This is a genomic window from Butyricimonas sp. Marseille-P3923, assembly GCF_900184685.1.
GTDB classification, from domain to species: Bacteria; Bacteroidota; Bacteroidia; order Bacteroidales; family Marinifilaceae; genus Butyricimonas; species Butyricimonas muris.
On the sequence record NZ_FXXL01000007.1, the window covers coordinates 223,197 to 245,918 of the forward strand.

At 44.2% G+C, this 22,722-nt stretch carries 17 protein-coding genes and 2 tRNA genes; 11 read left to right on the top strand and 8 right to left on the bottom strand.

Annotation, left to right across the window (positions count from 1 at the left end; genetic code table 11):
• Window positions 1-6: 6 nt before the first annotated feature.
• From CS948_RS12390 to CS948_RS12405, 4 genes are all read right to left on the bottom strand, one after another.
• On the bottom strand, window positions 7-1,536 hold the full coding sequence (locus tag CS948_RS12390; protein ID WP_099292046.1) for a DUF6850 family outer membrane beta-barrel protein: 1,530 nt from the start codon (window positions 1,534-1,536) through the stop codon (window positions 7-9).
• 21 nt (window positions 1,537-1,557) lie between these two features.
• Entirely contained in the window at window positions 1,558-2,763 is a 1,206-nt protein-coding gene (locus tag CS948_RS12395) for a DUF4876 domain-containing protein (protein WP_099292047.1), read from the bottom strand.
• Window positions 2,764-2,783: 20 nt separating this feature from the next.
• The gene (locus CS948_RS12400; protein ID WP_099292048.1) at window positions 2,784-5,564 is read right to left on the bottom strand and encodes a TonB-dependent receptor; all 2,781 of its coding nucleotides are present in this window, start codon (window positions 5,562-5,564) and stop codon (window positions 2,784-2,786) included.
• A gap of 320 nt (window positions 5,565-5,884) precedes the next feature.
• Window positions 5,885-6,676: a M48 family metallopeptidase gene (locus CS948_RS12405; RefSeq protein WP_099292049.1), complete on the bottom strand. Its 792-nt coding sequence runs from the start codon at window positions 6,674-6,676 to the stop codon at window positions 5,885-5,887.
• A gap of 170 nt (window positions 6,677-6,846) precedes the next feature.
• Here CS948_RS12405 and CS948_RS12410 point away from each other — a divergent pair.
• A tRNA-Arg gene (locus CS948_RS12410) sits at window positions 6,847-6,919 on the top strand.
• 23 nt (window positions 6,920-6,942) lie between these two features.
• Here CS948_RS12410 and CS948_RS12415 read toward each other — a convergent pair.
• Window positions 6,943-7,833: a DMT family transporter gene (locus CS948_RS12415; protein ID WP_099292050.1), complete on the bottom strand. Its 891-nt coding sequence runs from the start codon at window positions 7,831-7,833 to the stop codon at window positions 6,943-6,945.
• A gap of 87 nt (window positions 7,834-7,920) precedes the next feature.
• Between CS948_RS12415 and CS948_RS12420 the strand changes: the two genes are divergently transcribed.
• Both CS948_RS12420 and CS948_RS12425 read left to right on the top strand, forming a co-directional pair.
• Window positions 7,921-8,901, top strand: coding sequence for an alpha/beta hydrolase (locus CS948_RS12420; protein ID WP_255302002.1), 981 nt, complete (start codon window positions 7,921-7,923; stop codon window positions 8,899-8,901).
• A 678-nt stretch (window positions 8,902-9,579) separates the two neighbouring features.
• Window positions 9,580-10,551 (top strand): hypothetical protein, encoded by a 972-nt coding sequence (locus tag CS948_RS12425; protein ID WP_099292052.1) that lies wholly within the window; start codon window positions 9,580-9,582, stop codon window positions 10,549-10,551.
• A 57-nt stretch (window positions 10,552-10,608) separates the two neighbouring features.
• On the opposite strand, the gene CS948_RS12430 is transcribed toward CS948_RS12425, so the two are convergent.
• The 3 genes from CS948_RS12430 to CS948_RS12440 all read right to left on the bottom strand — a co-directional run bounded on the left by CS948_RS12430 (window position 10,609) and on the right by CS948_RS12440 (window position 15,176).
• Window positions 10,609-13,131, bottom strand: a complete 2,523-nt coding sequence (locus CS948_RS12430) for an AsmA-like C-terminal region-containing protein (RefSeq protein WP_099292053.1) — start codon at window positions 13,129-13,131, stop codon at window positions 10,609-10,611.
• A gap of 69 nt (window positions 13,132-13,200) precedes the next feature.
• On the bottom strand, window positions 13,201-13,764 hold the full coding sequence (locus tag CS948_RS12435) for a helix-hairpin-helix domain-containing protein (protein WP_255302003.1): 564 nt from the start codon (window positions 13,762-13,764) through the stop codon (window positions 13,201-13,203).
• Window positions 13,755-15,176, bottom strand: coding sequence for a S41 family peptidase (locus CS948_RS12440; protein WP_099292054.1), 1,422 nt, complete (start codon window positions 15,174-15,176; stop codon window positions 13,755-13,757). The genes CS948_RS12435 and CS948_RS12440 overlap by 10 nt, the downstream gene beginning before the upstream one ends.
• Before the next feature lie 217 nt (window positions 15,177-15,393).
• Here CS948_RS12440 and CS948_RS12445 point away from each other — a divergent pair.
• From CS948_RS12445 to CS948_RS12480, 8 genes are all read left to right on the top strand, one after another.
• A tRNA-Lys gene (locus tag CS948_RS12445) sits at window positions 15,394-15,466 on the top strand.
• Between the two features lie 598 nt (window positions 15,467-16,064).
• Window positions 16,065-16,307, top strand: a complete 243-nt coding sequence (locus tag CS948_RS12450) for a helix-turn-helix domain-containing protein (protein ID WP_099292055.1) — start codon at window positions 16,065-16,067, stop codon at window positions 16,305-16,307.
• A gap of 292 nt (window positions 16,308-16,599) precedes the next feature.
• Complete coding sequence (locus CS948_RS12455; protein ID WP_099292056.1) at window positions 16,600-17,223, top strand: TetR/AcrR family transcriptional regulator; 624 nt, start codon at window positions 16,600-16,602, stop codon at window positions 17,221-17,223.
• Window positions 17,213-18,178 (top strand): nitroreductase, encoded by a 966-nt coding sequence (locus CS948_RS12460; RefSeq protein ID WP_099294475.1) that lies wholly within the window; start codon window positions 17,213-17,215, stop codon window positions 18,176-18,178. Before CS948_RS12455 ends, CS948_RS12460 begins: the two co-directional genes overlap by 11 nt.
• 137 nt (window positions 18,179-18,315) lie before the next feature.
• Complete coding sequence (locus tag CS948_RS12465) at window positions 18,316-19,410, top strand: hypothetical protein (RefSeq protein ID WP_099292057.1); 1,095 nt, start codon at window positions 18,316-18,318, stop codon at window positions 19,408-19,410.
• Window positions 19,411-19,504: 94 nt separating this feature from the next.
• Window positions 19,505-20,785, top strand: a complete 1,281-nt coding sequence (locus CS948_RS12470) for a cysteate synthase (protein WP_099294477.1) — start codon at window positions 19,505-19,507, stop codon at window positions 20,783-20,785.
• A gap of 76 nt (window positions 20,786-20,861) precedes the next feature.
• A complete protein-coding gene (locus tag CS948_RS12475; protein ID WP_099292058.1) occupies window positions 20,862-22,190 on the top strand; it encodes a YihY/virulence factor BrkB family protein in 1,329 nt (442 codons plus the stop codon).
• Window positions 22,191-22,322: 132 nt separating this feature from the next.
• Window positions 22,323-22,700, top strand: coding sequence for an START-like domain-containing protein (locus tag CS948_RS12480; protein ID WP_099292059.1), 378 nt, complete (start codon window positions 22,323-22,325; stop codon window positions 22,698-22,700).
• The last annotated feature ends 22 nt before the right edge of the window (window positions 22,701-22,722 follow it).

Here is a 22,722-nt window from a genome sequence, read left to right on the forward strand (position 1 = left end):
TGTTGTTTAAAACGTGAAGCCGCAATGTGCCTGTAAGGTTTCCCGTTGAAGGTCGCCCTTGAAGGCATCATGCCGCCAGTTGATTTTGATAAAAATGCCTTTGTCCCTGCGGGAAAGCGTGTAATCCCAGCGAAGTGAAATATCGGAAGCCCAGCTGTCGGTTGAGAGGTTTGCGTATACCGTGTTTACCGGTTCCAGCAGGCGTCGCGTGGTTTCGTCTATATCTGTTAATTGTAATTCCGCGTCCGTGTTGTAGCGGTATTCACCTTCCGCATCGAGGCGGAAAGTGGATTTCTTTATGCTTTTAGCGAGTGATACATTCATTCGTCCGGTCAGGTCGTTCAGTTTCATGAGTCGGGCAGGGTCGAGGTAAGTCATCTTGAACGTGTTCATCTCTGCTTGCGGCAGAATGTTCCACGAGAATTGCTTTTCCCTGTATTCTCTGCCGTACAGGAAAGAGAGTGAGAGGTTGTTTCTCTTGACGGATAATTGTTCCGTGCTGCCGATTTGCGGGTAAACACCCGTGGTGGGGTCGCCGAAAAGGTTCTCCGTGCCCTTGCGGTTCCGGTAGCTGCCGTTGAGTTTTAGTCCCCATTGTTCGCGAGGGGTACGTGTCATGTACGCTACCTCAGCTTTTATTTCGTCTTGGTTCAGTTCGTTCAGAGGCAGGTTGTTGAGGGTGGAGATGATTTTCTCGAAAGTGAATCGCTCGTATTCGACAGCCGCGGAAAGTCCTTTTTTAGCGCAGGGAAAGAGTTCGACGCTTGCCCCGTACCGGTGCCCGTTATAGTAAATACTGGAGTTTTTACCGTAGAATCGGCGGGAGTCCGTTCCCAGTCCAAAGAGATGGTATTCGGTAAGTGTACCGAGTTCATTGTAGTATTTAACGTCGTTTGTCTGCTTGTATTTGCCCGCGTGGATGGCAAGACCGACGTCATAACGCCGTGTTATTCTCGCGGAGATGCCCACTGAGCCTTTGAGGTCGGAAACCACGTTTTTAGGACGGGGATCCCGATTACGATACTCGATGAGTGCCCTGTAATTGGCGAATATACCCCACGTGAAGCGTTTGCCCGCTTGCGCGTACCCTCCGGCGAAGTAGTATTCTTCGGTTTTCAGGTTACCGCCCAGCGTGTCCGCCATGACGTAAGGATAGACGGTTAAAAAATCAGAGGTCTCGTTCCATTGCACGTTGTTCCGTTTCCCGTTTTTGTAATATGCATTGCCCCAAGTTTTGCTATTTGCCCGTAATGAAATATATGACGATACGTTAAAATTAAAATTCTGAGTCTTTGAACCTAACTGGGGCAGGAGTGCCTTGTCGGCACTCGTTTGCTCCCAGCCAATTTGTAATTCGGTCAATGAAAAAGAATGAGCGTAATATTGTAATGCCGGGTTGCGGTACGCTTGTGACACGAAGTTTTCTCCCGGGGAGAAAAATACCCGCGTGCGGGTGTTTACCGAAAGGGTATCCTGTGCCCGACTACTTGAGAATAAAACGGTTAAACTGAAAATCAGAATGAATAAAGACCTCATGATTTACTTGTTTAATAATAGTTATTTAGCTAATGAAGGAACGGCATCCGCCTCGAAGTCTAAGGTCGAATTGTTCGTGTCTTGTAATTTCTCTATCCCGTTGACGGTGGTCGGCAGCACTTTCCGGCGTACGCTTTTGTTGTAACGGTTCTGGTCTTTGTCAATTTCACCGCAGTGAGTCCAGCCCATGTCCAAGGAAGGAGAGGTTACGATCCATTGGAATTCGGCAGGGATGGTCATGTTCACGGCATCGATGATGTACTCGTTCGGCACTTGGAGGCAATCTCCATCCATGGGTATCACGTGTTCGCCAAAGACGAAGGTGTACTCGTAATGATACATATTGACAGAATCAAGTACGTACTCCTCTATATTCGGGATACGGGCGAGGGCCATACTTTTAGATCCCCGGTTGTGGAAAAGGAATCTATCGTAGGGTGTCTTGATATTCGTTACAGCGGGGTTGTCAATATCGTTTGTTTCGTCATAGAATATCTCGAAGTCCGCCTTACTCAAGTCGAACGACAGCGAGTTCGCTTCGCGATGGTCGATGCCGTTGTCGGCGATGATGATCGATTCGCCGGGTTGCACGGGATACACCGTGCCGTCGCCGGGGATGGTGATAATAGCACTTACCGCCATGGCTTTGCTCATGATGTCCGGGGTGTAGTCTTGTTTGGTAACCGTCAGGAATTCTGACACCAATACGGAAAGTCCGTCAGCGTAAAGGACCGTGTCGGAGTTGTTGTAGATTTTGATAAACTTATCCCCGTCATATTGTTTGCCTTCAGGAGTGGTTGTTCCGGTAAAAAATATTTCGGCAATCACGAAATCCGATAATTCTTGAGATAAGAACAAGGTCAACGAGGATGAGGCAGTTTCTCCGGTGATGTTCACGGATTCTTTGTAACCTTTGATTTTGGTATTCATTTCTTGTTCTTCGAAAGAGTATTTCACGTTACCTTCAATCGTGATATGATATATTCCTTCGGTTAATTCGACTTCAAGCTGATTACCGGAGAAAGCGTTACTCGTGGTCGTTCTTCCCGTGTTGATGTTCTTGAAGCTGGCCGTCAGGTTGCTAACCGACGGATCGGTTAGGTCTTTCGGGTTTTCTGTCGTAAGGGTAAAGGCCGTTGTCCGGATCGAATTGTTATCATCGTTACAGGATGATAAGCTGAAGATGCTTGTTACAATTAAGCTGAAAATAATAAAATACTGTTTCATTTTATGGTGTTATTTAATGGTTATAGATTCAAGTTCAGTTCCATGCCGAAATAGGGCGTCACGTAATGTCTGACGGATAAATTGTTTTCCTTGTAATCCGGGTTATAATCAAGTATGTTATTCACGAACAATGACAAGTTTATTTTATCCCGCATAAATTTTTTGGTTGCTTTAAAATGTACGCTAATGGAAATGGGGTCTGTCCTTTTTATGAATAGTTCTTTATTATACTGTTTCACGAGGAACTGGAGCACGGGATCAGAGAGATTATCTGCCGTGAAATCGTGTTCTATCCCGTCTATACCCACGTATTTTAATGGCGTTCCGCTTTTCCATTTGCTTTGCTGGCTGGAAATCCACAAGCACTGCACGAATGTTGCAAAGCTAAGTCCCAAGGGACGGATATACGTGTCGAACGCGAAGTTCGTGTTGAATTGCTGTTTGATGTACCCGTCATCATCCGGGTACAAGGCGACGTATTTGATTTGTGCCCCGTTTATGAGCGTACTTTCATTCCGGTAGACGGGATGACTGTTGTGATAGGTCGATTTGAACCATGCCCCGTTTATCGTGATCTTGGTGCGAATGCTTTCGATGCGTTTGGATGTGTACTGGTACTCAATTCCTTCCTTGATGATCATGCTGCCGTTGGTGGTTTGACCGAACGTGTAAATCACGGTGTCTGTGCTGTAAGGGAGCGTGTTGATATCCGGGGGTGTTTGTATGGAACCGGGATCAAGCGCGGAAGCATCGTATTTTTTGTAATCGAAAGTACGCCAGAAGGAAGAAGTACGGAAACCGGATGTCATTTTTTCTCTGAAGTAGGTCATGGAGAAGTTGTTTTGACTGTAATCGAAGTCAAATCGAACTTCCCATTTGCGATTGCGCGCAGGTTCTAGTTTAAAATTGGTGACGTCTACTTTATAAGTCATCATGTTCAATCGGCGGTACTTTTCATTCGTGTGGTAGTAATTCAATTGCGTGAGATCCACGTATCGGGTATCCGGGTAGAGTTGTGTCATGACGGGCATTTTCGTGTTCCAACCGATACCCCCGGCAAGTTGGATATTCAGGATTCTGTTGAACAAGTAGGTGGTCGGGAATTTCCATAATAAATTTACCCGCGGGTCGAAATAAGTTTTACCGTTAATCTTGTATTCTTTATCAATGTTCAATGGGATAAGGGTACGGACACCTCCTGCCGCTTGGAAATTGTGTGTACCCACGGGTACGGTTATCCTGTCTTCGATGAAGAATGCCAGCGTGTGTTCTGCCGGGATGTCGTCATACGGGCGGGGACGTGCTTTCATCGAGGGGTAGAGAGGACGGGTCAAGTCATATACCTGTCCTTTCCCCAAGTTTTTATTCATCCTCCATTCGGCACCTATTTTCATCGCGTTTTCTACTCCCGATATGTTGAATCCCAGTTCTCCCATCGCTTTGCTATAAGCGTTCAACGGTTGACCGTCTACTTTCAGGTGTGCCGTGTAGCGGTAGGGAAGAAATATTCCGTCGTGTTCCCCTTCTTCCGTGTTGTCGGGAATAGGGGTGTCCTTGTCAAGGGAAATGTATTTCGTACGTTTGATTTGGTCTTTCGAGTAATCTATTGCCGCGGATAGCGAGAGGCTTTTTAGCAATCGGTTATTCGTGAAATTCCAGTATAGAGAATTGGCTAGAGCCACGCGGTTGTAAGTCGATTTGTATTTATCTATTTTTTTGTACGAGAGTTCCGGATCGTTCTTGGCATTATCGAACGAACTTCCGTAGTCCGCGTTCAGGTTCCACGTCAATATATTCCAAGTACGCCCGATGCGTACGGAGCCCGTGAGGCGCTTGAATGTTTCGAGATTATTGCGGGGATCTATTTTAGAGTCCATATAGTCGATTCCGAAATTGATAGTCCAGCCGTTTCGGGTTGCCAGTCCTTTTCCGGCGTAGACGAGTTTGCTCCCGGCATCAGCTTTTAGGCGTATTTCCCACGGGTGGACTCCCGCTTTACGGGTGATTTTTACCAGTCCGCTCGTGAGTTCCCCGTATTCCACGGAAGGGATACCGCGGATGACTTCTACCGACTGTATGAAATCGGTTGACAGTGTTCTCGTATCGACACCTTTCCCGATACTGTTGCGATTGTAGTCGTACTCGCCTTGATAGCTTCCCGGTATTTGCTGCATATTCGCGTCCGTGCTTAACGGAATACCGTCAATCAGAAAAGAAACCCCGAGTGAAGTTACGTCGTAATCGGAACTGGATACCCCTACTTCACGCAATCGTATTTTGTTTACACTCCCGAGGGACGGATCTTTGGTCATCCCTCCCGGCAACAGAGAGAGAATATCCGTGAAACTTGACGGTTGCAGCAGATTCATGGCTTCCCGGTTTATTTTGGAAGAGGAGGTTAAACCTCGTGATTCGGATGCCGTGACAATGATGTCTTGTAACGTGATCGTGTCGATTTGCATGTGAAAAGACAAAGTTGTGTCCCGATGAATTGAGATTGTCCGGTGAAGGGGAAGATACCCGATAAACGACAGGCTCAAGGTGTATGTTCCCGGTTTGATGTTTCTGAAACTGAAACGTCCGTTTTTGTCGCTGACCGTGTTTAATTGTATCGTGTCGTTTTTTAGAGATACGGTGGTAAATTCCAATACTTCTTTTGATTCTTTGTCTTGTACGGTACCTTGTAAATGACACGTGTTTTTTTGCCCGAAACCGGGTAGGGTGAAAAGGATAAATGAAAATAGAATAAATAGCCTACATAATCTGTTATTTTTTATCCATGTACATTTAATAATAATCATATCTTTATTACAATTTGTTACTTGCGTATTATTGGTTGCCACGGTTGATTCCCTGTGAATATTTTTACGTCACAAAATTACGGCATCACAAAATACGAATCCATCACCATAAATGAGGATATTTAAAAAACGGCATCCCTATTTGTGGTGGTGTGTCTTTATGGCTTGTAACAGACTTGTTGTAAGATAATTGTACGAGTGTTGTAATGAATTGGCGTAGCGATTAATAGCTAATAGAGGTGAGTTTCATTTATTGATGTAGCGGCAGATTGGGAATTACCTATTCTGCCGCTACATCTTACCGTATAGAAAACGTTTGATTATTTCTTTTGCAGGTTATCGGCTTTTTCTTTTAAACGGGCAGCTCTTTCGGCACTTCCGGGGTGAGAAGAAAACATCTTTTGAATGAGATTCGCCTTCTCACCGCCGGCTGCTGAAAGTTCAACCAGCTTATTTAAAGCTTTTGACATGGCATACGGGTCGACATTTTGCCGGATACAGAAATCAAAAGCGTAATCATCCGCGGCATTTTCTTGTTTTTGGGAGAATTGGGCACCCATGAATGCTTCGGCCAAATCGCCTAGTTGGGAGTCTGTTAATTTGGATACATTCTCGTTCAAGGCTCCTGCGGCGTTTTTAGCGGCAGAACGAAGATAAGCGTTTTTCATGGCGTTTTTGGAGTCGTGGTGAACCACGTGCCCGATCTCGTGTCCGATAACGGCAAGTACTTCGTCATCCGTCATGAGTTCCATTAATCCGGCGCATACCCGGATACTACCGTCCCCGCAAGCGAACGCATTGACATCCACGACTTCATATACGCCGAAGTTCAACTTTAAACCTTCTATTTCCGGAAAGTTTGCCGTGATCTTGGCTAATCGTTTACCTAATTCACTATCCGGTGCGGCTAGTTTATTGTGAGTATCCATCCATTGCATGTACTCTTTGCTCATGCTTGCTATATCCTCATCGGAAAGAGTGATTGCTCCTGCCGCGTCCTTTCCGGCTTGAATGGCTTTCTTCGTGTCAATCTTCATTTTACCGATTTTGATTTGCGCCTGCAATGTCGTCACTCCGGCGACTAAAAAGATAAGTATAAATAAATTCTTCATTTTTAATTGTTTATGTTATTATGTATGTTTTGTTACGTATCTCTATTTTGGTGGGCAAAAATATATATTTCCCGTAGATAAGGCAATAGTTGCAGATTATTTGAAAAATATTTTCCCCCGTATGATTCGTGTAAAAGAAATTATATTACCTTTGCATCGCTCAAGAAAAAGGACTCGTAGCTTAATGGATAGAGCACTTGGTTACGGCCCAAGAGGTTGTGGGTTCGACTCCCGCCGAGTTCACGAAACCGTCTGAATATCAATATTCAGACGGTTTTTCTTTTCGTGGTAGAATCTTTGATAAAGACACTTCCCGTTTGCAGGATAACCGAGAGTATGATGATGCTGAGTCCGATATAAAAAGAGATGTTCAGTTCTTTCGCCTCGTTGAAGAGTAACATGGCCAGTAAGATGCTGTACACGGGTTCCAAATTGTAGCTTAGGTTGACGGTGAATGCCGAGATTGTTTTTAGTACTTGAATCTGGAGGATATACAACCCGATCGTACAGATTGACGCCAATAACAGCAGGTTGATGAAATCCGATAAATCGGGGAGTATCGTTGGCACGGGAAAGTAGTTCAAGTAAAGAGGTAATAAACAGGAGAGTCCGATAAATCCGCCTGCCATTTCATATAATAGCAACGTGCTTGTCGCATGATTGCTACCGATTTTTTTATTCGTGATCGTGAAAAGGGCGGCGAGGGCGGAAGATATGGCACCCAGACAGATCCCTAGACGATAGCGGGTGTCGAAATGGAAGATCAAAATAATGCCGAACAACGTCAACAGGCTGAATAGTATCTCTCTGATAGATATTCTACGCCGATAGATCAGGGGTTCCAAAAATGCCGTGAAGAATCCAGTCAGCGAGAAACATACCACCCCGATCGATACATTGGATGCCTTGATACTTCCGTAGAAGAAAACCCAATGAAACCCAAGGAGTAATCCGACACCACCTATTTTGAGTGTATCCCCGAAAGCGATCTTGTGTAATTCTTTCTTGAAATACAATATGATCGAGAATAAAAGAGTGGCGAACATCATGCGATACCAAACCAGCAATCCTTCGTTCAGCGTTATCAGTTTCCCGAATATTCCCGTTGCCCCGGCAAGAATGATAGATACGTGTAGTTTGATAAAGGCTTCTTTCATTTTATGTTATTTGTATGATTTTCATCCGGAGCGAAATTATAATTTAATCTCTAAAAGAAGGATGAATCACGGTAAATAATTATACATTTGGAAGATGTAATCCATAATACGATGAATGCCATGACGACTTCTTACACGGAAGATATTTTGAAAGACGGATTTGAACAACGGAGTATTTCGTTGCGGGATGATTACGAGGGAAAGGCTGTGAGCGTTTTGGTACGTCGTTTGGCAATAATGAACAAGGGACAGGCGGTACTCTACATTCATGGTTTTAATGATTACTTTTTCCAAAAAGAGATGGCATTCCGGTTTAATGAACGGGGGATTCATTTCTATGCTTTGGATTTGAGAAAATACGGTCGTTCGTGGCTGCCTCACCAGAAATTCAATGATATCCGGGATTTGAGAACCTATTTTGAAGAGATAGAGGAGGCGTTGAGGATTATCCGCGAGGAGGGGATCCGGAAAACCGTGTTAATGGGACATTCCACGGGTGGGTTGATCATCACGCTCTTTGCCAAGGAAAAGCGGGACAATCCGCTTTTTGACGCTCTCGTGCTGAATAGCCCGTTTTTCGAATTTAACCAGAGTCGGGTGGTGCGAAAGTTATTGCCGTTGGTCGCTTGGGTGGGTAAATATATGCCGGAAATAAAGGTCGTGGGCGGATTCACGGAGGAGTACGGGAAGTACCTTCATCAGGCGTGTCTGGGGGAGTGGGATTATGATTTGACATGGAAACCGCATGTTGCACCCCGTGTTAATTTGGGATGGGTGCGGGCGATATATAAAGCGCAACGGGAGTTGATGAAGCCGTTTTCAGTAAATGCTCCCTTTTTAATACTATATTCTGAAAAGTCGGTTACGGATATTAAAGACAAGGAACAGATTCAGACCCGCGATTCTATTCTGAACGTGGAGGATATCAAACGGATTGCCCGAAATATCCGGGGCGATGTCGATATTGTCGCTATTCCCGGCGGTTTGCACGATTTGGTGCTTTCCGGGAAAGAGGTACGGGAAAACGTGTACCGGGAAATCTTTCGTTGGTGGGAGATTTTAGGGTAATTATTCGTAAGGTTGGGGTCCACGCGTGGTTAATGGAGTATTTGGGTCATCATCGAAAGGAAGCGTGGACCCCGAGAGGCTCTTTTGAACCCCGTTCCGTTAGTCCGCGTTCGGAACGAGGTGTCCTCTTGCCTACGATTGGAGATCTTCGTGTACACATTGAGGTGAACAATTTGAATAGTTTGTATCGTTTACGTTGGTAAAAGTACTCCAAGGGTGTAAAGCACGGGGACTTATTGTCCCCGTGTTAAACAAATTTGAAAAAAAGAATGAACCGAATACAGTAATAATATATTTAAATTCGTGATGGTCATTCGTGTTTCGAGGGTTAGCTTTCATGGCAAAGGTTTTTATTTAATATTTATCTTTTTTGAACTGATGTAAAGTTATGAAAGATTGTTTTGTTTTTGTAGACGTAAATCAAGTACTCGCGGGAGCGTTTTTACGTGAACAGTAGAAGTTCTTTTTCTCGCTTGAATGATTGACAGAAGGAAAGGACATCCCTGTCAGATTTTCATTTTTAAGAAGCGGGTGAATGGGGCTAATGTTGGATGTTTATTTCAAGAGGAAAAAACAGGGTACTGTGTCGAAATTAGTCATAATATCGTTATTTTGTTTCAGAGGTTTCGCTTGAAAATCCTCTACTTTTGTAGAGGGTTGTTAAATAAATTATCGCACATGAACATGAAAGAAGTTACACTGTATGATGGTTTCCTCTCGGAATTGCGAAAGAGAATTCCGAGAGGAGCCGAGCTGACAAACACCTTGGTAGATATGCTGTATATCGAACGCGAGGCTGTATATCGAAGGTTGCGGGGCGAAGTTCCTTTTACTTTTATCGAGGTAATGACTGTTTCGAAAGAACTGGGTATCTCGCTCGATAATCTGGCACAGGCGGATACCGGGAAGAGCAGACCTTTTCAATTGAAATTGGTGGAGTACGCGAATCCGTTAGAGTCGGATTATAAGATGATGAGAGAGTTTATCAATTTGCTTGCCATGGTAAAGGACGGGGAGGATTGGGAAGCCGGACAGTCGACCAATATTCTGCCGAGGTCTTTTTGTTATTACTATTCCAACATTACACGCTTTTATCTTTTCAAGTGGTTGTACCAGTATAGCCATGTCGATTCATTAAAGCATTACAGTGAAGTGAAAATCACGCCACAGTTGGCAAGTATGCAACAGGAGTACTTGCGGGTTACCCGACAGCTTAAATCAAGTTATTTTATTTTTGATCATCTTGTGTTCCATTACCTCGTAACGGATATCAAGTTTTTCGCCAGTATCAATTTGATTACCCCGGAAGATGTTGTTGCTTTGAAGGAGGATTTGATGCATTTGTTGGATGATATGGAGCATTTCGCTGCGAAGGGACGTTTTACGGATACGGGGAACGAGATGCTTATTTATCTGTCCAATATTAATCTCGACACGAATTATTGTTATTTCGGTTCTCGTGATTTTCATCTGAGCATGTTGAAGGCTTTTACCTTGAATATGGTCACTTCACGGGATTCGTATACTTACGAGCGATTGCGTTGTTGGTTGCAGTCGTTGAAACGTTCTTCCACGCTGATAACCGTTAGCGGAGAGAAACAACGGGTGATGTTTTTCGAAGAACAACGGAGGTTGGTGGGAAGCCTTTGATGGTTTATGATTTCCGATTAGGTGAGTATCAACCCACCTAATCGGAAATTGCATTATTTATTTGAATAGTTTGTCTAATCCTTTCAGGATATTGTTTTTGAGTTCTTTGCCGGCTTCTTTTTGAATGGATTTCAACGCCTTGCTCAAGTCTGGTGTCACCGTGGGTTTGGATAAGGTTCCGCCTATCTTCACGTCCACGTCGAGAGATTTGATATTGTCGGCGCCGGGAATGGCTTTGAGTACGTTGTCAATGTCTTTCCCGAAATATTTGCGGGCGATGTTCATTGACATCACGTAATCCATTTTGCCGTCAACCGTTTGTGTTCCTTGGAACGTGGTCGGGTTACCCGCTATATTTGTCGTGAAAGGTTCAACCGTGATGTTTCCGTTGTTGATCTTGAAATCAACTTTCAAGTTCGCTATACTGAGGCGGCTTAATTCGTCGTTTTTCAGCAAGCTGGCGAGTTGCAGCATGGCTGGGTTATCCTTGATCAAGAATCCGGTTGTGGACAAACTGCCGCCACCGTTTGCCGTGGTCATGATCGGGCTCATTTCTTTGTCCAGTTCCGAACTGAATTTCATGGCTGCCGAGATTTTACCGCTACAATTCATGGCGATCGGGATACTTTCTTTGACAAACGAGAAAGCGTGGTAAGCGGAATTAATATCAATATCCGATATCCGCAGGTTGAGATCAACGGATGGTTTCGCTGGATTCGCGGTGTTGTACGAACCGTTCATGATCAGATTGCCTTCCAGCATATCCATGCTCAAGTTCTTTAGCGTGGCGATACCGCCGTTTGTTTCGATGCTTCCCTTGATGGTTTTGATAACCAGACTGTCGTACAGGACTTGTTTGATGTTCGTGTTGAAAGCCAATTGGATATTCTTGGGAATGGCGATACCTTCCGGGGCTTCGGCACCAGAAGATTGAACTACCGTCGTGTCTTTTACCGGGGCGGCTTCGGCATCAGATGTCGAACCGGATGTCGTGCTTGTCATAAATTCATTCACGTTGATCGTGTTGGATGTCAGCGTGAAGTTACCTTTTAATGTCTGGTCTTTAAACACGTAGGGCAGATAGTTTGCCACGTATCCTTGTAACCCGAAATCCGAAGATTTGATTTTGACCAGTAGATTCTGCAAGTTAAGACGTGCGGGTGTGATCGTTATTTCTCCCGACGGGACAGAGATGCCTTCCGGGAAATCCGCGCTCTTGAACAGTACGTTTTTCAACGCTATTTTACCGTTAGCGGTAAATTTCTCGTATTGTTCTTTTTCTATATACTGGTATTTCCCGTCGAAAGAAAGGTCGGTCGTCAATATTCCGCTAAGAGTGATGTCTTTAAGAGGAAGTGCTTTTTTCAAGCTCTCGAAGTTGATAACTCCTTTCATGCCACCTTTGAATGTCGGATCGTCCAAGTTGGAAACCAATACATTCATGTTAAACGGGTTGTTGGCAACGGTGAACGTGAGCGTACTTAGGTTTGCCACGGTCTGTGCTACCGTCCCGCCCGGGTTGGTCACGTTCAGTTTCAGGTTTATTTTTTCTACCGATTCCGGTAATTCCGGGTATTTTAGGCTCGCGTTCAAGATATTGAAATGCAGGTTGATAGCCGGAAGATGATTCTCGTAATATTCTCCTTTGGCTTCCATGCTCAGTTGGAATTCACCGGAAGTTTTTACTCCCTCGAGTTCTTTTTGGAAATCTTTAGGTATTAAAGCGAGTAAACTTTCGAATTTCGTGTCGGGAGCGTTCAGTTTCAAGTCCATGGAGTATTTTTCGTTTTCCATGATACCGAAGCTGCCGATCAGGTCAAGTTTTAAATCGTTGAGCGCCATGTCATTCTTCTGAATGTTGAATTGCATCTCTTTTAGATTCGCGGCGATGTCCGCCTGCCAGTTGAAATCCGTGTTGTTTACCCACACGCTGTTGCCTTGACGTAAAGAAATGTTTTTTAGGGAAAGCAGCACGTTGAGAATGGTGTTCGTTTCCGAGAAGTTCCCTTTCAGGTTCAAATTCACCGCGTCCACGTGAGCGAACGTTGAGGCTTGATAATCTTTATAATCCAATACTAGATTTCTGACCTCGATATTGTTGAAAGCGATAGCGGTTTCAGAGTCGGAAGCCGGTTCTTCTTCTGTCGCTTCCGGTTCTCGCGTTTTTACGTCTGTTGTGTCGGAAGGTACCATGATATCCCAATTGGCTTTTCCTTCGGCATTAACTTTTGGACTGAAGAAGCAGTCTTTGAGCAAAACGTTATTAATAATAATTTCATTCCCTGAAATAAGGGACTTTAAATTCACCGATGCCTCGAAATACGGGATGTTGATCAACGTATCGCGGGTGTTATTTTCTTCCTTGGAAATCATCACGTCGTCTAAAGTAACGCTAAGATTCGGGAAATTCTTGAACATACTCAAGCCAACGTCGCCGATGGCCAGTTCCGCTTGAATATATTTAGAGGATTTTTCCTCGATCAATCGAAGTATGTCGCTTTTGAAAAAGACGGGGATAACCATAAGAGCGACAATAATCAGCACGATGATAATTGCTAATGTGATAAATACTTTTTTCATGTCTTATATATATTTACGTGTGTGTTATTGCAAAGGCAAATTCAAGCCATTGTTACAAAGTTATACAAATTATTTGAAGTAAGGTTTTATTTTTTGCAGTTTATATAACGGTAAAATTTTTTCCGAGTTTAAAATCGAGAAGTTGATTTTACCGAATTTCCGTTTGGCATTGAAAATGAGTTGCACGTCTTCGTAGGCGAGGTAGGGATGTTTCAGTACGGTTTTGAAGTCCATTGTGTCAAGGTTTCTTTGCTTGATCAGGTCTGGGTTTGCCGTAAAGCGGGAGAGGAGGGTATCTATATCAAGGTATTGGAATTTGATTTCTTTGAGTTGAGTGACGGAACGGAAGCCCCCGAGTTGTTCCCGGTAGCGAATGATTTTTGCGGCATAGTAGGGACCGATTCCCTTTATTTTTACCAGCACGGAACTGTCCGCTGTGTTTAATTCAATCGGGGAGGGGAGATGTTTTTGGGCGGACGGGATGGAGGCTGTTGTTGTGTCGGGTGTTTCCGGACTCGCGAGCAGGAATAACCCGCACTCCGGTTTTCGGCTTGCTTGGGGCAGGACGAAAAGGGCAAGTATCATGATACCTAAGAATATAATTCCTCTTTTTTCCGATCTCCTTAAGGGCATAGTTTGTTGTTCTTTATAATGATACGATTGCTTCTGATATCATTAAACGTTCTGTGTATTTGTTTGAAATCCGGTGTCGATTGCAAGGCACTTCTCGGGCTTAACTTGTTTTTTCCCGTGATTATGGCTATCGCTTTTGCCAACAAGGGTTCATTTTCCGCACCTAGTGTCGAGGCCGGGGGTAAGAGTTGGTCTTCCACTTCATAGTTGGGTTCTAATCCTTTCACTGCGTCCGAGGGATACCCGTCGACATTCGTGTATCTTGAAACGATTGGTGCCATTAGCCAATTCGAGAGTTCTTCATCTGCCACAATTTTGCCGTTAGTGTCTTCTTTCGTGGGTTGCATTAATGCCATTGTGGTAAACTTGCCATATGTTTTTTGTCCGATTCGGATGACTTTCATAAACGGTTCCAGACAGATTGCTGTGTATTCGGATGCCGAGATAGTTTCTCTGGTAGTGAGTATATAAACTCGTTTGTTGGGTAAATTCAAATTACAATCTACTTTTTTGAAATAACGGTGGAGTTGTGTATCGAATCGGGAATCACTTTCAAAGGCTTTTTGACATTCGGAGTTCCATTTTTCATATGATAAAAGTTCTCCTTCAATCGCTTTATCCGGCGGAGCGATAGCACTGCACATCAGGGCAGATGCTGCATCGTCACCCCCGTGGTTATACCGGAGGTCAAGAACGAGATCCGTGATTCCTTCTGTTTTGAAGTAATTAAAAGCGTCTTCCAGACTATTGTTAAAAGAAGAGGCGAAGTCCGTGTACATGAGGTAGCCGATCTTGTGGTTTCCTTTTTCGATAACCTTGCGAATGAGTACAGGATCTGTTTCCATTTTTTTTGAAGTTAGCGTAACGGGTGGGGTACCTTCATCAGTTAGTTCATTGCCGTTTATGATTTTACCCTTGGTGAGTTGAATTGTTCCGTTTTGAGTTAGTTTGTCAATATTATCTTTGGTGATATACGTGTAATTGATTTTGAGTATGATATCGCCTCTTTTTAATTTTCCGTCGGCAGGTGAATTGGGATACACGTATTTGACAATGGCTACGTAATTGTCTTTGCCAACACCATAGTAAGCTAAGTCATAACCGAATGTTTCCCCCGTGTTGGTAAGGGATTCCATGAGCCCTTGCGCGTCGTCCGTGATAATGGAGGCAGAGTCTTTCGATGACAGTAATTTCTCGAAATATTCAATCGGATCTTTTTCTTTTTGAGGATCAATGGCAGGCATTTCTTTGTTCCAAAGGTAAAACATCGACATGTTGTCGTGAATGAATTGATTAGCCCGTAGAGTTAGTTCTTCTTCTTTCGTGAGTTTGTCATTATCATCATCATCTTGACAAGCGATAAATACTGATAATAACACGAATAAATACGTGATTTTTCTTACGCCGTTCATATAGGTATAGTTTTAAGTTATGAGTTTTTAAATTTCGTGAAAATTAACGAGACTTCCAAGGATAAATTATAAAATAAAATTATTTCCGCTCTAAATAAATTAAAATGAATCCTTTACCTCTGTTTAGATAAAAAACTGAGAAAATAATGGAAAATAAATTTGTGAGAAAACTAAAAAGGTATACCTTTGCATCCGCAATTGAGAAATACAATTGAAGGATTCAATAGCTCAGCTGGTAGAGCACAACACTTTTAATGTTGGGGTCCTGGGTTCGAGTCCCAGTTGGATCACGGAAGGCTTTCTAAAACAATCGTTTAGAGAGCCTTTTTTTATATTTGGTATCACAATGGTAACACGAGAATACTTTGGCTCGATCGAACGGATAGGATAGTGTCCCCAAAAGTGTGTATTGCCCTTCTTTTAGGATGCTTATCGATAATCCAATCCTTTCTTTATTGTTTGTCTATCTCTTCTCTCCACCTTATTGGCTTCATGATTACAGTAGAGTCACAGCATGGTCGTAAAAGTATGTACCAGTAGGCATCTTGCTACGATGTTGCTGTGTTCTTAGTCGGGAGAAAGGGGGGACTAAGGGTCGGGAAGGGGATTCTTTGATATTGTATATAAAAAAAATGAGGGTGCCAACTTGTCAGAAGAAACACCCCCAAGGTTCCCGTTATTGCGAGATAAAGGTTGGTTGAAAGGTACATCACTGCGGCTTTCCCTTTAAATCACGGTTTTAAACAGTCCCGTTAAATGCTTTTAGAAGAAAATTTATTTTCGATGTGTGGTATTTAACGAAAACTGCGCTACAAAGATATATTTTATTTCGTAAACGAAGACATATTCGTAAGGGAAATTTTATTTAAACGTTCTTTTCTTTAGAGCATGAAACAGCGTAGGGATGATATATTGTTGAAGGAGATAGCCCGAAGGGTTAAGAAACTGAGGGAGATGCATGGTATCTCTCAGGCAGACTTTTTAATTGCGACAGATATTAATATCGGGCGGATAGAACTTGCAAAATTTAATATTACCGTGTCTACCTTAAAAGCGATTTGTGATTATTTTGAAATTTCAGTGAGCGATTTCTTGAAGGATATTCCAATATCCGAATTTTCAAACGAATAGATGTTTTTAGGTTCAGGTGATCGAGTTAGGTGACTATCTATAATGGTATATCCTAGCGTGATTCCAAGGTAATCCTACCTCAACTTACTTCCAAACCGGATTGAACTCCGTTATTTCGCCTTTTGTTAATAGTGCTGTAAGGGTTTTAGAAGGAGCTTGTAACCCCGTAGAGGTAGGAGTATGGTGGGATTACCTTGGGAATCTAGGGGGATCGAATAAAATATTTGTCGATATGCTTGTATGTTTCCGATAAGTAACATACTTTTGTTTCCGAATGGTAACATATTGATGTATGAAAGAAAAAAATAGTTTTGGAGAGAGGGATCGGGAGGCGACGGAACGACGTTTGCTTGATACGATTGAAAAGATGGTTATCGAGAACGGGTTCGAGAAGATAGGCGTTAATGCCGTTGCCGCTCAATCCGGTGTTTCCAAGATATTGATATATCGTTATTTCGGTTCGGTGGACGGACTTATGGCTGCCTATATACGGCAGCATGATTTTTGGATAAATTTTCCTGTCGAGGTTCTTGACCGGGAGCAATTGCCGGGATTCTTGAAAAAAATGTTCCGGGGACAAATCGAACAATTGCGGAGTAATCCCACGTTGAAGAGGCTTTACCGTTGGGAACTCTCTTCGGGTAATGATATGATCGTGAAGTTGAGGGAACAGCGGGAAAAGATCGGGGTGAACTTGATAGAGAAGGTGTGTGAACTGACCGATTACCCGCGTAAGGAAATAGAGGTGATGGCGTCGATGCTGACGGCTTCCATTACTTACTTGGTGATGTTGGAGGAGTTCTGCCCGGTGTTTAACGGGATTGCCATTAATCAGGATTCCGGTTGGGAGCAAATCGGTCAAGGAATAGATGCACTCGTGGATAAGTATTTTGAAAATGGTGGTGATGAACGCTGATTTTCTGAGCATGATTGAATATGCTTCCAAGGCTCCGTCGGGACATAATACACAGCCTTGGAGGTTTGCGCTCGCGGGTGACGGAATGGTTATTTTGCCGAAGTTTGAAGTTGCCCTGCCTGTGGTCGATGCTGATAACAGGGAATTGTTTATCAGTTTGGGATGCGCGTTGGAAAATCTGCTAATCTCTGCCCGTCATTTCGGTTACAAGGCTTGTGTCGTCGGATGTAACCCGGAAGGAATAGAAATCCGGTGCGTGAAGGATGAAGATGTCGCCAAGGATTATTTATTCTATCAGATAGAGAAACGGCAAACGAATCGGAGTATTTATGACGGCAGAAAGTTGTCGGGAGAGGTGCTTGGATTGTTTGAATCGCTTCCCGTGGAGGATAATATCCGGTTGTATTCGACGCCTGTCGGTTCTGCATTTGCCGATAGCTTGACAGGGTATATTATTAAAGGTAATGAGGTACAGATGAATGACAAGGCGTTTAAAAGAGAGTTGCTTTCTTGGATGCGTTTTAACGCGAAACAGATTAACGGGACTAACGACGGATTGAGTTACAAGGTCTTCGGTAATCCGCCTCTGCCAAGGATGATGGCGAAGCCGATAGTCCGTTGTTTTTTGAAGGCGGCGGTGCAGAATAAGACAGACGGGGAGAAAATAAAATCGTCCTCTCATTTGATTCTGTTTACTACCCGGAGCAACACGTTCATGGAGTGGATAGGTTTGGGACGAACGTTACAGCGTTTTTTGCTGAAAACGACAGAAGCGGGTGTCGCTTGTGCGTATCTGAACCAGCCGTGTGAAGTGTATGCTTTAGCCGCGGAAATGCGGGATTTGCTTCCGATAAACAGGGAGTATCCGACGCTGATTCTCAGGATAGGGTACGCGAAGCCCGTGCCTTATTCTCCGCGCAAGAACGTGGGGGAGTTGTTGGTATGTCACGGCTGAATTTAAAGAGAGGTTTTATCATGACGGGATATCCTTGAAGGTGGGAATAGAGTTTTGAGTTGTGAATTTAACCGGAATGTCATAAAGATACACGGAATAAATGTTATTTTTGTGTAGGCTAACTAGAATGCGATCATATGAATAAAACGGTTTATTTTTTGGGTTCGGGGTTTTCGAAAGAGGCAGGTGGTCTGGTTCAGAGTGAGATCATTGATACTATTCTCGACGAGAATTTTACGCGGGATGATGAACGGTTGATTCGGGCGAGAGATAGTTTTATCGGTTTTTTGAAGGAGGAGTTACATATTTACAAGGATCATTATTGTAAGGTGCAACTGGAGGACGTGTTCACGCCTATCGACCGCTGTATCTGGGACGGACTTTCTATCGGGCGTTACAGTTCCCGGGCGCTTGTGGAGTTGCGGGAGGAGTTTAACGCGCTGATGGGTGCCGCGGTAAATTATAGTTTCAAGAAAAACGAAGCGTGCAGTGATTATGTCGACGAGTTTGCGGAGTATATCAACGGGATTGCCCGACGTCGCATGGAGGACGGGGAAGACCGGGTGTCGGTGATTACCACGAATTGGGACGTGTTGTTCGATCATGCTTTGAAGCGGGCGATCGAGAATACGCGCCCGGAGAAGTTGAGCGTGGTGGATTACTGTTGTTACGTGAGTTCGTGGGACGCGAACGACGACACGATTAAACCGGGATTGCTTGCCGTGGGATACGGCGGGTATAATATCAAGTTATTGAAGTTGCATGGTTCTATGAATTGGTTCCAATGTCCTTTGTGCCAGCGTATGTACGTGCGTTTCGGGGAGGAGATTGCTATTATGAAGGCGGCGTATTGCCGGCATTGCCGGAAGAATTACGGGATGCCGGATATCAGTTCGATTAAATTGCAGAGTAATCTTTTGTTGCCGACCTATTTGAAGAATTTGAGTAATATACAAATCAAGCTGGTATGGCAGAATGCGGCGATAGAACTGTCGGAGGCGAAGCGTATCGTGTTTATCGGCTACTCGTTGCCTTCTGCCGATTTCGAGATCCGGCAGTTGTTAGCCCGGATGATTCGCCCGGATGCTGAAATTCAAGTGGTGCTTTATCCCCATAGTTCCAGCGTGGAGGCGGAAGCCGAACGGTACAAGAATTTTTTCGGCAGCCGCGTGACGGAGCGGGATATATTTCGGTTGACGGTGCCGGAATACGTGGAGAATTTAAAATCTTAAATCTAAAATAAAAAGTGGTATTTATACCCTATCGCGGGTGTTCGGAATGCTTTACTTTTGTACTGAAGAAATGTACAATTCAAGGAGTGAAGATATGACACGTTATCATTTAGAATCATCGTGCTGTGGAACATCTTTCGAGGACGGGCAATGGGAGTTGGACTGCCCCCATAAAGATGGTGCGGCGTTGATTTTTGCTAATTACGCGAATCGTCAATTTGAAGTGAGAAATGATTTGCCCGGTATATACAAGTATGCTAATTGGTTACCGATTTGCCGGACGCTGGAAGGTTCGGGTGCGCCCGTGACTTACAAGAGCGAGGGGCTGGCGGAATATTTGGGATTGTCGAATTTGTACATCACGTTCAACGGTTATTGGCCGGAGCGGGGTGCTTTGATGAAGACGGGTTCGTTTAAGGAATGCGAGGCGTATGCCGTGTGTGCCCGTATTAACAGGAACAGCGATAAGATCATGGTAGTTGCTTCTGCCGGAAACACGGCGAGGGCTTTCGGTAGAGTATGCTCTGAGAATGGGATTCCGTTGTTGTTGTGTATACCGGAAGATAATTTAAATGCAATCTGGGCTGATGAGCCTTGGAATGATTGCGTGAAGTTGGTTTGCGCGGGAGCCGGGTGTGATTATTTTGATGCGATACATCTTTCCAATATTATTTGTGAGATGGAGTATTTTTTTCCGGAGGGAGGAGCCAAGAACGTGGCCCGTCGTGACGGGATGGGAACGACGGTGTTGTCGGCTGTGCAGGAGATTGGTCGTATCCCGGATTACTATTTCCAAGCCGTGGGAAGCGGAACGGGTGCTATTGCCGCGTGGGAAGCTAACAAGCGTTTTATCGCAGACGGACGCTACGGCTCGAATTTGATGAAATTAATTGTTTCTCAGAATATTCCTTTCACGTTGATATATGATTCGTGGAAAGCAAATTCCAGAGCATTGGTGGAACTGGACGAGAATACGGCGCGCGAGGAAGTGAAGGAGATGTGTGCCAAGGTGTTGTCAAACCGTAAACCGCCTTATTCTTTGACCGGAGGACTTTACGATGCGTTGAAAGCGACGGGGGGGGACGTGATGTTGGCAACGAACGAGGAAGCCATGAAGGCGCAGGAGTTGTTCGAGAAACTGGAAGGTATTGATATAGAACCTGCCGCCGGGGTAGCTACGGCTACTTTGATGCAAGCGGTAAAGGAACAGCGGGTTGAGGAAGATGCCGTGATTATGCTGAATATCACGGGTGGTGGTATCGGGCGTTACAGGAAGGAATTCAAGCCCGTGCAACAGAAGCCCCATTTGGTATTCCCCGTGAATCCCGACCCGGAAATGGTAAAGAAACAAGTTCGGGAGTTGATCGGACGGTAGGGGTTAGAACCTTATAAACTAAAAGGCTTGTGTTAAACAAGCCTTTTTTGTATCTTTGGGGTTTGAATGTGAGATTATGAATGTATTCAAGGAACATAAGGTTATGGACTTATTCCGGCGGTATCGGCAAGAGTTTGCCCGCCGTACGGATTGTTTATTGGATTTGGATTATCATTATATGGTATTGCGCCGGGATTACGGGAACCGTTTTATTATCACGGAGTTTTTACAAAAATCCTTGTCTATCCTTGTCGTTTCGCTCAATCGTTTTGTAAAGGATGCGTGTACGATTTCGGCTTCGGCTCTTACGTTTTATTCCGTGTTGGCATTTATACCTTTGATGGCGTTGGCGTTCGCTATCGCAACCGGTTTCGGGGCGAATAAATCGCTTGAAGATGAGTTTTTGAAACGTTTGGGGGATAATCAGGAGTTCGCGCAACAGTTGTTGGGATACGTGAACGGGGCTATACAGAACGCGAAAGGCGGAGTGGTGACCGGTGTGGGAATTGTCATTTTGCTTTGGGCGGTTATCCGGGTGCTGAATAGTACGGAGTTGACAATGAACCGGATCTGGGGAGTACGTAAGGGACGCAATTTAAGGCGGATGTTCACGGATTATTTCTCGATTATTTTTATTGCTCCTATTCTGATGATCTTGATCAGTAGTGTGAATGTTTTCCTGACCTCTTCTTATTGGCAGGATAATTTTCCTTTGATCAGTTCCGTGTTGACAATGTTTATCAAGTTGTTGCCTTATCTGTTGGTGTGGATGTTGTTTATTTTCCTGTATATGTTTATGCCGGCTACCCCGGTCAAGTTCAAGCATGCTTTTGTGGCGGCGATGATTGCGGGGACAGTGTATCAAGTGATACAATGGTTTTATATCCGTTTCCAGATAGGGGTGAGTTCTTATAACGCGATTTATGGTAGTTTGGCAGCGTTGCCGTTGTTGTTGGTGTGGTTGCAGTTAAGTTGGAGTGTCGTGTTGTGGGGGACGGAGTTGTGCTATATTTTTCGCAATCGCCATTTCATGTACAGGAATGAGTTGCTGGGTGACGAGGCGTGGATGGAAACGCTGGAATGTGCTTTAAAAATCATGAAGTACGTGGCACGGGTGTATATTAACGGTGACGGCGGTCCCAGTCTGGGGATGATTAACAAGGAATTGAAAATTAACACGGGAAAGTTGCGTCTGGTGCTTCAAGAATTGGTGGATTTGCATTTGTTGGTGGAGGCGAAAGAAGAGGAAGATTATTTTTATTACCCGGCTTTTGACCTGCACTCGATGTCTGTCGGGGATATCATTATTCGTTTTTCGCGTGTCCACGAGAGTAGGAACGAGGCATGGAAAAAACAATTTTCGGAAGCTATTCAAAAGGGATTTGCCGGGGATTCTCTGGTGTGAAAATAAAATAGTTGTAACATGCAGATTTGTAGGGACAATCTATGATTCTTGATAAAAAAGACGGGCGGAACGTAGCATTTTTTTGCATATTCCGTAAAACTTTCATATATTGTCGAACAAATAGAATGAAGTATGAGGAAAAGAATCGATTTAGAGTACATTTTCTCATCATCGGTAAGTATATTGTTCTCTCGTCTAAGTACCGCACCGGGGTTAGCGGAGTGGTTTTCCGATGATGTGAAACATGCCGGAAATATCTTCACATTCGTGTGGGATGGTGTTGATGAGCAAGCCGAGCTTGTGGATATGAAGAAGAATTCATTCGTGCGTTTCAAGTGGCTGGACGCGGACGATGAAGAGGAGTTTTTCGAATTTTCTCTGCACGTGGAACCTTTAACGGAAGAGGTTGCTCTGATTATCACGGACTTTGTAGATGATGACGAGGAAGCGGACGAAATCGAGTTGTGGAATAAACAAGTCGAGATGCTTCATCGGACGGTGGGGGGATGACGTGCTTCGCACATCGGGTTGA